The organism is Pseudarthrobacter sp. J1763, from assembly GCF_050490295.1.
Taxonomy (GTDB): Bacteria; Actinomycetota; Actinomycetes; order Actinomycetales; family Micrococcaceae; genus JBNPEO01.
In genome coordinates this window covers 25,235-38,210 of record NZ_JBNPEN010000002.1, presented here as the reverse complement: position 1 = coordinate 38,210, position 12,976 = coordinate 25,235, and the positions used below count along the sequence as shown (strand labels likewise).

The following is a 12,976-nucleotide window of genomic DNA, read 5'->3' as shown; positions in this document are numbered from 1 at the left end:
TGGTGTTACGCGGCAGACTGTGGTGCTAGAAATGTTTCCCAATCAGCAGCAGGGCGCTCAAGCTCTTTGATCTGCCACGTGGTTCCCCGCGGCGGCTGGGGTGTGAACCGCAATTTCCAACCCATCTCCGCCGGAGTGTGATTCCCCTTGACGTTGTTACAACGAAGGCAACACGCCACAAGGTTCTCCCACGAATCTTCGCCACCACGGGAACGCGGCTGAATGTGGTCAATGGTGTGCGCCGACTTGCCGCAATAGCCGCAACGGTTGCCATCACGTCGCAGAACCCCGCGTCGAGTCACAGCAAGGCTCGGCTCAAACCGCGGACGGATATAGCGGTTGAGGAGAATTACGGACGGCCTGCCGAAGACTTCACCCGGACCGACCACAGGCTCATCATCCTCCGCCACCACGCTGGCTTTCCCGGCCAAGACAAGGACCAACGCCCTGCGGAATGTCACTACCGCAAGCGGTTCATACCAAGCATTCAGAACGAGAGTGCGCATGCACGTACCTCTTTATGGCCGCACCTAGGAGGGGCTCGAGGGCCGGCTGCCCCCGGCATACCCGGGTTATGGATCGACTTAACTAGAGTAAACACACCCAGCAGCACACCACGTTCACTTTGCTCCGATTTCGGTTTGTGTCGGTAAAAGTTCACTCCGCCGCCACCGGCCCGCAACCCGCGCGTTCGGCTTGATGCAGGCCGTCACCTGTCTGTTCGGGCTAGGTTGTTTCGGGTTGGGTTCCTTCCAGCCCAGTTGCTCTTTGAAAAACTTCAGCGCCGAGCTCAGCTCCCCCGGAATGTAGGGGTTTCTCTGTGGCTGCATGGGCGGGAAGGTCAGCAACTGGGCTGGAAGGCCGGGGTGTTGCTGATGGGAGGTGCTAGGAAATGCGGTGAGCGCAGCGGGAATGCGGTGTGGACGCCGGCCGTGGGACAGCCGGGCGATTGAGAGTGTGCGCGGCAGCTCAACTTTGCCGCCAACAGAGTTTTGTGAGCCCCGGAATCATAGGCAAACCAGCCTAAAACCTGGAGCTCCGGCCACTAAAATTGAGCTGCGATGCACGGGCAAGGGACAAGAGTGCGGCGGGAAGCAGTGGCTGCAAGGGCAAGGCAGAAGGCGGGTGGACGGCATGGGAGTGGAGGAGAAGACTTGGTTAGAGAAGCCCTGCAACCGGATCCAATGGCGCTGAAGATTTATGGGCGCCTAGCGTTAAAACAAAGAACCCCCGCCGCTATGCGACGAGGGTTCTTCAAACAAGCAGGTATTAGCCGCCAACGCGGATGTAAACGGGGCCCGAGCCAACGTTGACGCTGAAGAGCGCCGTGGTGAAGCCGTTCCAGCCACCGTGTACAGCCTGGCCGTTACCAACGTAAACAGCGATGTGGGCAAGGCCCGCGCCACCGTCTGCGTAGTAAACCAAGTCGCCCGGCTGCGCCTCAGCGGCAGAAACCGTGCGGCCCAAGGACAAGTAGCCTGCTGGCCAGCCGTGGTAGTTGATGCCAACTGCCTTGAGGGCGTTGGTAGCCAAGGCAGTGCAGTCCTGCGCAACACCGAGCTGAGCGTAAGCAGCGGCAGCAATTGCTGCGCCCTGGCCGCTAGCCGATGCGGTGGAGGTAGCTGCCGGAGCAGCGGTTGCAGCAGCCGGAGCTGCTGCAGTCTGCTGTGCTGCCGGGGCTTCTTCAGTGGTAGCAGCTACCGGAGTAACTGCAGTCGCCTCAGCCTGAACCTGTGCTGCAGGCGTTGCTTCAACGGCCGGAGCCGCAGCAACAGGAGCGGCAACCGGGGCCGGCTTAGCAACCGAAGAAGAGCGAACCTTCTCGAAAGCGATGGTCTTCTGAGCGGCAACAACCTTCACCGAAGATGCGGCGTGGACTTCCTGCGCAGAAGTAGAAGTGGACTCACGCTGCACGTTGTTCTCAGCAGCGTTAGCGGCGATGCCGCTAGTCAGGACCAAGCCGGAAGCTGCAGCGATAACCGCAGCTTGGCGACCCATGCCACCAGCGTTTTCGCTGACGGCCTTGGCAATGACAGCCAGCGAGTTGGTCTTAGAGACCTCGGCGCGGTGCCGTGCAATGTTGCTTGCACGAGTAGTCATTAGTACTCTCTTTCGTTTTCCTCAGGCACCGCGAAGGCAGCCATCGGGCTTTGGGCAGACCGGCGTCTTGGGGGTGGGCCGGTATGCCCCGAACGGGTTTTTAGCGGAGCGTGAAGTACGAGGCGGAGCCCGTAGCTGCAACCGCATGCAGGAAAGTGCCCTGCGAGGGGTTCAACGCGCTGATCATCATGCCGTTGCCAACGTAGATACCTACGTGAGCGCCGCCATTCTGCATCACCAAGTCACCGGGAGCCGGGTTGGCCGTGGGGGTCATGGAGTTCCATGCCTGAACACGCGGGATGCTGATGCCAGCCTGGGCGTAAACCCACTGCGTGAAACCGGAGCAGTCCCAACCTGCGGGAGTAGTGCCGCCCCATACGTAGGGGCTGCCGATGCCGGAGTACGCAAGTCCAACCAGACCTGAAGCAGCCGCCGAAGAGGCGCTGTCCTTCTTGGTGGACGCCGTCTGCACAGTTGCCTGAGCATCGGCACCGGTGGACTGAGTTGCCGTTGCTGCGGTGGTGTCAGCGTTGGAGTCAGTGGTGCTGGTCTCGTCCACGGTTGCGGTGCTGTCCGCCTCATCGGTGGACTGCGCTGCAACTTCAACAACCGGTGCAGCTTCTGAAGCGACGACAGTGCGCTCGAAGCTCAGTGCTGCAGTGGGTGCTGCGGTAACGGTCAACTGGGCTGCTGCCGAGAAGTCCGTAACCGGGGATGCCTCACGGTTGGTCTCTGAAGCGTTGGCCGGGAGGCCGATGCTCAGTACCAAACCCGAAGCTGCGGCGATAACAGCGGCCTGACGGCCTACCGTGCCGGCATTGGAGGAAACAGCTTTGGAAATAGCGTTGAACGGGCTCTTAGGAGCCACTTGTGCGCGGTGACGCGCAACGGTGTTGCTTGAAGACACGAAAGAAGCCTCTCCCAATGCCTACGAGGTGAGCTGTCGGATTCGGATGGGAGTCATCCGGCCGTAGAAATGTTCCTAGAAACACTCTTACGACTTAACCCCAAGGCCTTCTTACGAAGACCAAAGTTGGTTCCCCCGCCTCTGCCAGACGATGTAATGCGAACGGACCTCGGGCGGTGGCAGAGTTAGGCAATCCACTCGAGAACGTCAGCTTGTATAAAAGTTGACGCGTAAATGACGGTACAGGAGTTTCGATCAAATGTCACGTTCAGGTCACGACGGGGACCTTCGATATGACAAGCCACTGGGGGCAGGGCTTAGAGCCATCCCTCGGGATCTACAACGTCACCGTTCACCATTACTTCAAAGTGAAGGTGGCAACCGGTAGAAGCGCCCGTGGTGCCGCTGAGGGCAAGAACTTCTCCGCGCGTTAGCTGCTGACCAACGGTGACGCTGATCGAGGAGAGGTGGTTATACGTGGTTTCTAAACCGTTTCCGTGATCAATAACCACACGGTTTCCGCCACCATAGGGGTGCCAGCCGGCGAAAGTTACTTTGCCGCTGGCTGCTGCATGCACGGCCGTACCGCACTGCGCTACAAAGTCTTGGCCGCGGTGGAACTCACCCATGCCGCCAGTAATCGGATTAACCCGGTAACCAAAGGGCGACGCCTGGACCAGTGTGTCCAGCGGTGCACCCAAGCTTCCCTTAGCTGCTGCCGGCGTTATTTTGCCCGCTGACTGCGCGCCGAGAAGCTGCTTGAGCCTAGCGTCTGGGTCTACGGTACTTGTTACGGTGCTGCGGCTGAAGCTGATTTTTGCGCCTGAATCGGCGGTAACGGCAACCTGCGGCGCGGCTACTACTGCCGCCGCCGGGGCTGCGGAACCCATGGATTCTGCGGCCAAGGGGCCTGAAGTTGTGGGGAAGGATACTGCCAGAGCAAGACCTGCTGCGCCGAGCACAAGCCCAGCTTTTTGAGCTACCCCGGTGGCAGTTGCGAGATCAGCGAACTGACGGAGGGCGCTTTTTCGAGTCGCTGCGTGACGCCGTACTTGCCGGGGTGCCGCATCCAACGCGGATGGCGCGGTGGGGACGGCCGGTGCCGTAGCGCGGCGGCGGCCGCGAGCGTTCTCGATGGTCAAGTCTTCCCTCTCGTAAACGCCTGCGGAGTTAGCTGTCGGATTCGAGTCAGAGAGATCTAGACCCGGCCCGTAGTTCAAAACAGAAGTAAAAGTACGACGACGGACCGTTGCCGGCGTCGTCTATGTTTCCTTCGGTTTTGGCACGGACTTCACCCCAAGGCGGCTGCGAAGCCGCCAGTAAGTGGTTCCCCCACCTCTGCCATGTGCGGACAAAATACTGGTCCGTTGGCAGAGTTTGGCGCCGGATCAGGTAACGCTCATGTCTCAGCGTTACTCATTAACTATACGGTCGCACGGCCCACAGTAACAATTCCGTTATCTAAACTGTGGGTAACTCAAGGGTTGTCCTACAGCCCAGCGTTGTTAGCTGAGTGAGACAAAAACGTGGGATGCCACTTCGGGCGGCAATTCGAGCGCTCCCTCAATGCCTGCAACTCGGACCGAAATGTATTCGCCAACGCGTTCCAAGCTGACAACTACTCCGGGGCCAATGCCGCCCTCTTCGAGTTGCTGCAAAAGTTCCGGTTCCACCTGGATGGGTTCTGCCAAGCGGCTTACCGTGACAGTGGAATCGCTACCGTAGTCCTCCATGGCGTCCAGCATGGAGACCACTCCATCGGTAAACGCCGAACCTGCTTGCCCTCCCAATTGCTCGAGGCCGGGTATGGGATTGCCGTACGGCGAAACGGTGGGGTGTTCCAACAGCTCAAAGATTCGCTGTTCTACACGCTCACTCATCACGTGTTCCCAACGGCAGGCTTCCTCGTGCACATAGGCCCATTCGAGGCCAATCACGTCCGCGAGGAGACGTTCGGCCAAACGGTGTTTACGCATCACTGCTGTGGCCCGCGCACGGCCCAAGTCGGTGAGTTCCAAGTGTCGATCGCCGGAGACAACTACTAGGCCATCGCGTTCCATACGGCCAATGGTTTGCGAGACCGTGGGGCCGGAGTGGCGCAGACGTTCAGCAATGCGGGCCCGGAGAGCCACGATCTTCTCTTCTTCAAGTTCCAAAATGGTCCGAAGATACATTTCGGTTGTATCGATGAGATCGGTCACTCAGCTCAACTCCTCGCGAACGCTTTCCAGCTCTGTGGCCCTTGGCGCCGCCGCAGGTCCATGTGTAGCTTAGCTTATTTGGAATCACTCCGAATAATGCCCTGTAGAAGTCCAAAAGAGTCTCACTTCATGGAATTTGCGTCACCCGACTTCGGTCTAAGCCCGCCACTCCGGCACAATAGGCAGACGGCTGGTTCCACAACGCGGTAGCCACGCCGGCCCAGCTGAGTACAACTATTGGAGCCTCTGTGAGCAACAGCAGCATCACTATCCCCGCCGATCTCCTACCCAAAGATGGCCGTTTTGGTGCCGGACCGTCCAAGGTGCGTTCGGAGCAAATTGACGCTCTGTCCGCAGTTCGGTCAACCATCCTAGGTACCTCGCACCGCCAAGCACCGGTCAAGAACTTGGTGCGCTCGGTCCAGGAGGGCTTGCACAGCTTCTTCAAGGCCCCGGCTGACTATGAGGTGGTGTTGGGCGTTGGTGGCTCCACAGCATTCTGGGACATCGCAAGCTTTGGCCTTGTAGAGAACAAGGCACAGCACTTGACTTTCGGTGAGTTCGGCTCCAAATTTGCCTCGGCCACCAACAAGGCACCGTTCTTGGCTGAGTCCTCGATCATCTCGTCGACTCCCGGCACTCGCCCGGTTGCCGCCGCTGAGGCTGGCGTGGATGTTTATGCGTGGCCGCAAAACGAAACCTCCACCGGTGTTGCTGCCCCGGTGCAGCGTGTTGCCGGCGCCGATGATGGCTCACTTGTGTTAATTGACGCTACTTCCGCTGCTGGTGGCCTCGCGGTGGACGTTTCAGAGGCTGACGTTTATTACTTCGCCCCGCAGAAAAACTTCGCGTCCGACGGCGGATTGTGGCTTGGGTTGTTCTCTCCCGCCGCGCTGGAACGAGCCGAGCGGATCAAAAAGTCGGGACGCTGGATTCCGGACTTTTTGGACCTTCAGACCGCGATCGATAACTCGCGCCTGAACCAGACTTACAACACGCCGTCGTTGACGACTTTGGTGACCTTGGACGCTCAAGTTCAGTGGCTCAATGCCGAGGGCGGGCTCGACTTTGCTTCGGCACGTACCGCTGATTCGGCGTCGCGCATTTATGACTGGGCGCTGGCCTCGGACTTTGCCACTCCGTTTGTGGCAAAAGCCGAAGACCGCTCGAATGTGATTGCCACGATCGACTTCGACGATTCCATCGATGCTGCAGCTCTTGCCAAGACACTGCGCGCCAACGGAATCGTGGACACCGAGCCCTACCGCAAATTGGGCCGTAACCAATTGCGCGTGGCCACCTTCGTGGGAATCGATCCCGAGGATGTCAGCGCGCTGACAGCATGCATCGACTACGTGGTAGCTCAAATGCGCGGCTAATCACCAGCGTGGTTTAACCGCTGTGGCTTAGCTAGCCACAGTTATTCGGCCGGGTCTGCGATCTCTTCGGAATCGTCAGGCTCGGCCGAAGCTTTGTCTGACTCGTCATTGTTGTCCTCGTCCTCCCCCTCAGAATCAGTTGCAATCTCAGAAGCGGTTTCCTGAACCTGGTCCGAGTTCTCCGCTTCGTCCTCGCGCTGATCCTCTGGGCGAACACGCTCAGCCCACGGCACCCAATCAGGCGCCAAAATGGAATCTGCGGACGGCAACAGACCTAACTCGCAGACTGTCACCACCTTGGAACGCGAGATTCGGGTGAGAACGGCATACCACTGCCACCCTCCATAACCGGCAAGCTTGGACTCAAAAAGGTGGGTCACCAACCGTTCGCCTTCACGCTTGGCGCCCAGATGAGCGCCGATGCTGGCCGAATCGGTAATCCCGGCGATGGCTTCGCGGGCAAAGTCCACGGCATCAGCCAAAAAAGCATCCGGCTTGCCCACCCGCCACACAGGAATGGCGCTATTGGTAGCAGTCATCAGCGAGGCCTAAGCGTCCAGCTCGTCTGCGACCTTGCGCAGTGCGGTAGCGATGGCCTTGGCGCTGTTGCCTTCTGGGTACTTACCGGCGGCCAGAGTTCCGGAGAGGTTATCCAAAACGCTCACCAGATCTTGAACCAAGGGGGCCAGGTCACGGGCATTGGTGCGCTTGGCCTTGGCAATGGAAGGTGCCTTGTCCAAAACGCGGACACCCAGCGCCTGAGCGCCACGGCGGCCATCAGCCACACCAAATTCAACGCGGGTCCCCGGGCGCAGCTCCGTTACGCCAGCTGGGAGAACGTTGGCAGCAACGTAGACTTCTTGGCCATCGTCAGAGGCCAAGAATCCGAAACCTTTATCTTTGTCGTACCACTTCACTTTGCCGGTGGGCACTTCATCTACCTCGTTCGTTCTTGCAGTTCAGTTCATGTTGGGCCACTGAGTTCGCTCAGCCGATGCCAGCGGGTCCGTGCGTAGTCGCAACCGGGTACTTCAGCGTTCAAGGCATCGTGGCGCAGGGCCTCAACATGTTGGTCTATATCCCTCTAGATTATCCTGCCCGGGAGCTTATCCCATGCTTTGTGGCGGCGAGGTGCACTGTTAGCGTTGCTGTATGTCCAAGCTCCCGTCCGTGAAACTGTTATGGGGCTGCCCGCGCGCCACTTTTCTGGCGGCAAAACTTCCTTTGACCGCCTACCTTGCTGGGTGCTTGCCACGGTGATGTCCTCAATCCTGTTATTGCGTGAACAGCTAGCAGCACGCTCCGATCTAGAGCTGCGTGCACTCTTTACCGAACGCCCCGATCTGATCTCGCCCACCGTGCCGGATTTTGCCGCTTTGGCCGCTCGAGCCTGCGCCCGGGTCAGCGTCCAGCGGGCCTTGGAACGCCTGAACCGGCCACAGCTCCAAGTCCTTGAGACGCTTTACTTGATCACCAACACGGACACTGGGCACGGCGCCTCAGCCCGGGAACTCAAACGGTTTATCAACGGCGGCACACTTGTGGCCATTGAACGCATCTTGGGCACATTGCAAAAGCTCGCACTTATTCACCGGGCAACCCCACCGGAGACAGCTCAGCCTGGCCACCACTATGTCCTGCCGGTGTCCTCACTGCATCACGTTATTGGAATTTACCCCGCTGGTTTGGGCCGCAGCTATACCGAGCTTGCGCGCCTTTTGCCCTCTTTTGGTCCTCGCGCAGTGATCATTGCCAAAGAGCTCCATACTGCCGGGATAACTACCTCCCAAGGCAGTACCCCCATGGATGCTGCCCTCCTGCTGCAGCATCGCAGCGAACAAGCCGAATCCGTGGCGGCACTACTTCGCGGAGCCCCTGAACGCACTCAAGAGCTTTTGGCCCGCTTTGGTGATTGGGCCATGGGTGCTGTCCCACGAGCGCAGCGAACCGTCAGCCTTGCCCACCCTCACACTCTTGAAGGTCCGGTGGACTGGCTGCTGGCCCATGGGCTTTTGGTACCTCTCGATGCTGAACACGTTGAGCTGCCACGCAGTGTTGGCCTGGCTCTTCGGGGTGGAAAAATCGTGGAGAACTTCCTGCTTGAGGCGCCAGCACCAACGTTGCCCGCCACTTCGGTGCTACGCAGACGTAATGCGGCTCTGGGTGCCATTGAAAACACTTTGCGCTTATGCCGTGAAGCACTGCTGCTAATGGATAAACAAACTTTGGCCACACTGCGTTCAGGCGGGGTGGGTGTACGCGAAATGAAGCGCATTGTTGATGGGCTCGGCACTGAATTCTCAGAGGCCGCTTTTGTGGTGGAACTGTGCGCCGCCGCAGGGCTGATTCGATTGGACGTGGACACCTCCACTTGGGTGCCCGATGCCAGCGAATGGCTGGGATTACCGCACCAAGAACAGTGGATGTGGTTGGTCACCGCCTGGCTCACCAATGAGCGCGCCTCCTCGTTGGTTGGTCAGCCAGTCCCGGGTGGCCGGGGGTCTAGCGCCTCCGGCGGGAATGCCGTGGTGAACGTCCTCTCCGCCGAAGCCCACCGTGCCGATGCTCCGGCCATCCGGGCGCGGGTCCTTGAATTACTCCTAGAACTGACCGCCGAATCAACCAGCGCCGAGGCTGGCACCGTCGACCCCGCCACTGCCCCGGTCATCGATGCTGCCGCCATCCTTGAACGTTCGCAATTCTCACAACCGCGGCTCTCACGCCGATTTAGCAAGCTAGTACCAGGCATTCTTGAGGAGGCTGCTGCGCTGGGCCTGATGGGTTCGGGCGCACTGACACCCTTAGGTGCAGCCGTTGCCTCAGGCCAAGCCGATGCTGCTGCGGATGCCGTGGATACCTTAAGCGAGCACTTGCCAGCGCCAGTGGAGCACATTCTCTTGCAAGGCGATATGACAGCCGTAGCACCGGGATATTTGACCCCACAGCTGAGCGAACGTTTGCGGCAGATGACTGACCCAGAAGGGCAAGGCCCGGCAAGCACTTACCGTTTCTCCACCGAATCTATCCGCCGGGCACTCGATGCTGGAGATGACGCTGCCAGCCTCCTCGAATTCTTGGCCCAGCATTCGGCCACGGACATTCCACAGCCCCTTCGGTATCTGATCGAGGACACAGCATCCCGGCATGGGCAGCTGCGGATCGGCCACCATTCAAGCATCATTTCCAGCAACGACGAACAGGCCCTCACGCAGTTGATGAACGAGCCTAGGCTCCAGCATTTGGGCCTTTCCCGGCTGGCACCAACCGTGATCACCAGTACCGCGGCGCCACGCGTTTTAGCTGCTTCTTTGCGGGAAATGGGGTTGTCCCCCACGCTGGATCCCGAGCCAACTGCTGCCGCGCGGAACCGACCATTCCAGACTTCAGCGAGCCGAATGCCAAGCTACACCGCGCCGTCTGGCGTACCGGACACGGCCGACGTCGAAGCCCAAGTTGCGCTCTTACGTGGCCACCGCCTCCACTCACCAGCTAACACGCCGCCCAGCGCCGCAGCCATGGCACCAGAGCTGAGTTTGGAAATACTGCACCAAGCAATCCGGTTGAAAGTAATGGTGTCCATGAACATTGTGGACAGCACAGGTAATTCCCGAGTGGAAATACTCCTGCCAGTCTCGATCAGCGGCGGGCGTGTACGCGTGTTTGACCCGGCTAAAGAAACTGAACGCGTTTTGTCCATTCACCGCGTGGTGGATGTTGAACTGTTGGAGGAAAAGTAGCGGCGTGAATGACGGACCCCTGATTGTTCAAAGTGATAAAACCATCCTGTTGGAAGTAGATCACGAGCTCGCTACCGAAGCTCGTCATGCCATTGCCGCCTTTGCCGAGTTGGAACGCGCTCCAGAACACGTTCACTCCTACCGGCTCACGCCGCTCGGTTTATGGAACGCTCGCGCCGCTGGCATTGATGCCGAACAAGTTTTGGACACCTTGTTAAAGTATTCGCGCTTCCCCGTGCCGCATTCCTTGTTAGTTGACGTTGAAGAAACGATGTCCCGCTACGGGCGGCTCCGGATTGAAAAGGACCCGCAACACGGTTTAGTGATGCGCACCAACGATTACCCGGTTTTGGAAGAAGTTATCCGGGCTAAAAAGGTTGAGCCGCTCTTGGGGCCGCGCATTGACGGGGAGACCGTGGTGGTTCATTCCTCACAACGTGGCCAACTCAAACAACTATTGCTCAAGATCGGTTGGCCAGCCGAAGACCTTGCTGGCTATGTGGATGGCACGCCGCACCCGATCATGCTTAACGAAGACGGCTGGACGCTGCGCCCGTACCAAAAGATGGCCACGGAAAACTTCTTCGCTGGCGGCAGCGGCGTCGTCGTCCTTCCGTGTGGTGCTGGGAAAACCTTGGTGGGTGCCGCGGCCATGGCCACTAGTTCCACCACCACACTTATATTGGTGACAAATACCGTCTCGGCACGCCAGTGGAAAGATGAGCTGCTCAAACGCACATCACTCACCGAGGCTGAAATTGGTGAGTATTCGGGTTCGGTCAAAGAGGTGCGGCCAGTGACCATTGCTACCTACCAGATCCTCACCACCAAACGCGGTGGAATCTATCCTCACTTGGAACTGGTGGATGGCAAAGACTGGGGCCTCATTATTTATGACGAGGTCCATTTGTTGCCCGCCCCAATCTTTCGTATGACTGCAGACCTTCAGGCGCGGCGCCGTCTTGGCCTGACAGCGACGCTCATCCGTGAGGACGGGCGAGAAGGTGAAGTGTTCTCGCTGATTGGGCCTAAACGCTATGACGCCCCGTGGAAGGACATTGAGGCGCAGGGTTACATTGCGCCGGCCGATTGTGTGGAGGTTCGGGTTGATCTGCCGCGGGACGAGCGCATGGCTTATGCCATGGCCGAGGACGCGGATAAGTACCGTTTGTGCGCCACGTCGGAGTCCAAAACCGCTGTAGTGGCGTCCTTAGTCGCGGCCCATCAAGGCGATCAGCTGCTGGTCATTGGACAGTATTTGGATCAGTTGGAAGAGATTTCCACGCTTTTGGATGCGCCACTAATCAAGGGCGATACCGCCGTCAAAGAACGTCAGCGGCTTTTTGATGCGTTCCGTGCGGGTGAAGTTCAGACTCTGGTGGTTTCGAAGGTGGCAAACTTTTCGATCGACCTTCCCGAGGCTTCCGTGGCCATCCAAGTCTCAGGTTCCTTTGGGTCTCGGCAAGAAGAAGCCCAAAGGTTAGGCCGCCTCCTGCGTCCTAAAAAGGATGGCCGGACAGCTCGCTTTTACACGCTCGTGGCCCGGGACACCTTGGACCAAGACTTTGCGGCGAAACGTCAACGGTTTTTAGCCGAGCAAGGGTATGCCTACCGAATTCTGGATGCGAAGGACGTCTAGTTCAGCAAAGGCACGACGCCTAGATAGGTCTCAGGATTTCGGCAGCAGTTTGGCGGACGGTCTCACTCAAAATGTCCAGCACGGTGGAGGATATCCTCCACCGTTGCCAATACAGCGGCACGTCAAAAACGTGCCCCGGCCGAAGCTCCACTAACGTCCCGTTGGCAAGGTCAGGCCCGCACTGTTGCTCAGGAATGAGCCCCCAACCAAGCCCCAACCGGATCGCGTCAGCAAAGTCTTGGGTGGCGGGTACGTGATGCCGGGGGCCGGCTGGTTGAGCTGGTGCTTGAGCTGATTCCCCGGTGTCTGTCTGTCCCTCTGACTCCAACGTTACTGAGCCCACCGTTACTGGGCCCAACGTTGTCAGGAACTGCTGCTGGTACTTGTCTTTGCGGTCGTAGTCCACGGCGGGGGCTGCCGTCAGAGACTGGGCGTTGACTCCATCAGGAAGCCAATGGGCAACAAAATTCGGGGAGGCAACGGGCAAATAGCGCATCACACCCAGGCCTTGCACGCTGCAGCCTTGCACCGCGTGAGGGGTTGCCGTCACAGCGGCCATCACCGTTCCGGAGCGCAGCAAATCGGTGGAGTGTTGTTCGTCGTCCCGGTGAATATCAAATGTCACCTGCAGCTCGCGCGGGACCCTGGCCAGTGCCTTGAGGAACCACACTGCGAGGGAATCGGCGTTCACAACTAGAGGCAGGTTTTGGCCGGATTTCTCCCCCGGCAGGCCCAGCGCTGTGGCAGCGTCGAGCTCGAGCTGGGCGCTTTGGCGGGCCAAGCGCAACACCACCTCGCCCGCCTCGGTGGCACGGACAGGGTTACTACGTTGCAGCAGAACACGCCCCGCCGCGTGTTCAAGAGACTTGAGGCGTTGGGAAACGGCCGACGGCGTAATGTGCAGTGTCCGCGCGGCTGCGTCCAAGGTGCCTTCCGAGAGGACCGCGGCGAAGGTTTCTAATTGTTCAGCAGCAAAGCGACTCATAAGCACAGCTTACGGTGCATAAGAAACA

At 59.1% G+C, this 12,976-nt stretch carries 11 protein-coding genes and 2 riboswitches; of the genes, 3 read left to right on the top strand and 8 right to left on the bottom strand.

Annotated elements, in window-relative coordinates:
* Nucleotides 1-5 precede the first annotated feature (5 nt).
* The 5 genes from ACQQCD_RS02180 to ACQQCD_RS02160 all read right to left on the bottom strand — a co-directional run bounded on the left by ACQQCD_RS02180 (nt 6) and on the right by ACQQCD_RS02160 (nt 5,208).
* Nucleotides 6-506, bottom strand: a complete 501-nt coding sequence (locus ACQQCD_RS02180) for an HNH endonuclease (protein WP_430266763.1) — start codon at nt 504-506, stop codon at nt 6-8.
* A 763-nt stretch (nt 507-1,269) separates the two neighbouring features.
* Nucleotides 1,270-2,100: an NlpC/P60 family protein gene (locus ACQQCD_RS02175; RefSeq protein WP_430266762.1), complete on the bottom strand. Its 831-nt coding sequence runs from the start codon at nt 2,098-2,100 to the stop codon at nt 1,270-1,272.
* A gap of 100 nt (nt 2,101-2,200) precedes the next feature.
* Entirely contained in the window at nt 2,201-2,941 is a 741-nt protein-coding gene (locus ACQQCD_RS02170; protein ID WP_430267020.1) for a C40 family peptidase, read from the bottom strand.
* Between the two features lie 70 nt (nt 2,942-3,011).
* Nucleotides 3,012-3,193, bottom strand: a riboswitch (cyclic di-AMP (ydaO/yuaA leader).
* 131 nt (nt 3,194-3,324) lie between these two features.
* On the bottom strand, nt 3,325-4,149 hold the full coding sequence (locus ACQQCD_RS02165; protein WP_430266761.1) for a M23 family metallopeptidase: 825 nt from the start codon (nt 4,147-4,149) through the stop codon (nt 3,325-3,327).
* 3 nt (nt 4,150-4,152) lie between these two features.
* Nucleotides 4,153-4,390: riboswitch (cyclic di-AMP (ydaO/yuaA leader) on the bottom strand.
* A 122-nt stretch (nt 4,391-4,512) separates the two neighbouring features.
* On the bottom strand, nt 4,513-5,208 hold the full coding sequence (locus ACQQCD_RS02160; RefSeq protein ID WP_430266760.1) for a metal-dependent transcriptional regulator: 696 nt from the start codon (nt 5,206-5,208) through the stop codon (nt 4,513-4,515).
* A 248-nt stretch (nt 5,209-5,456) separates the two neighbouring features.
* Here ACQQCD_RS02160 and serC point away from each other — a divergent pair, with 248 nt between their 5' ends.
* Complete coding sequence (serC, locus tag ACQQCD_RS02155) at nt 5,457-6,587, top strand: phosphoserine transaminase (protein WP_430266759.1); 1,131 nt, start codon at nt 5,457-5,459, stop codon at nt 6,585-6,587.
* 41 nt (nt 6,588-6,628) lie between these two features.
* Here the strand turns inward: serC and ACQQCD_RS02150 are convergent, their stop codons facing one another.
* A complete protein-coding gene (locus ACQQCD_RS02150; RefSeq protein ID WP_430266758.1) occupies nt 6,629-7,126 on the bottom strand; it encodes a DUF3027 domain-containing protein in 498 nt (165 codons plus the stop codon).
* Between the two features lie 9 nt (nt 7,127-7,135).
* Nucleotides 7,136-7,519, bottom strand: a complete 384-nt coding sequence (locus ACQQCD_RS02145; protein WP_430266757.1) for a cold-shock protein — start codon at nt 7,517-7,519, stop codon at nt 7,136-7,138.
* A gap of 327 nt (nt 7,520-7,846) precedes the next feature.
* On the opposite strand from ACQQCD_RS02145, the gene ACQQCD_RS02140 reads away from it, so the two are divergent.
* Both ACQQCD_RS02140 and ACQQCD_RS02135 read left to right on the top strand, forming a co-directional pair.
* On the top strand, nt 7,847-10,324 hold the full coding sequence (locus tag ACQQCD_RS02140) for a helicase-associated domain-containing protein (RefSeq protein WP_430267019.1): 2,478 nt from the start codon (nt 7,847-7,849) through the stop codon (nt 10,322-10,324).
* Between the two features lie 4 nt (nt 10,325-10,328).
* On the top strand, nt 10,329-11,963 hold the full coding sequence (locus ACQQCD_RS02135) for a DNA repair helicase XPB (protein WP_430266756.1): 1,635 nt from the start codon (nt 10,329-10,331) through the stop codon (nt 11,961-11,963).
* A gap of 19 nt (nt 11,964-11,982) precedes the next feature.
* On the opposite strand, the gene ACQQCD_RS02130 is transcribed toward ACQQCD_RS02135, so the two are convergent.
* Nucleotides 11,983-12,948, bottom strand: a complete 966-nt coding sequence (locus ACQQCD_RS02130) for a LysR family transcriptional regulator ArgP (protein WP_430266755.1) — start codon at nt 12,946-12,948, stop codon at nt 11,983-11,985.
* Nucleotides 12,949-12,976 lie beyond the last annotated feature (28 nt).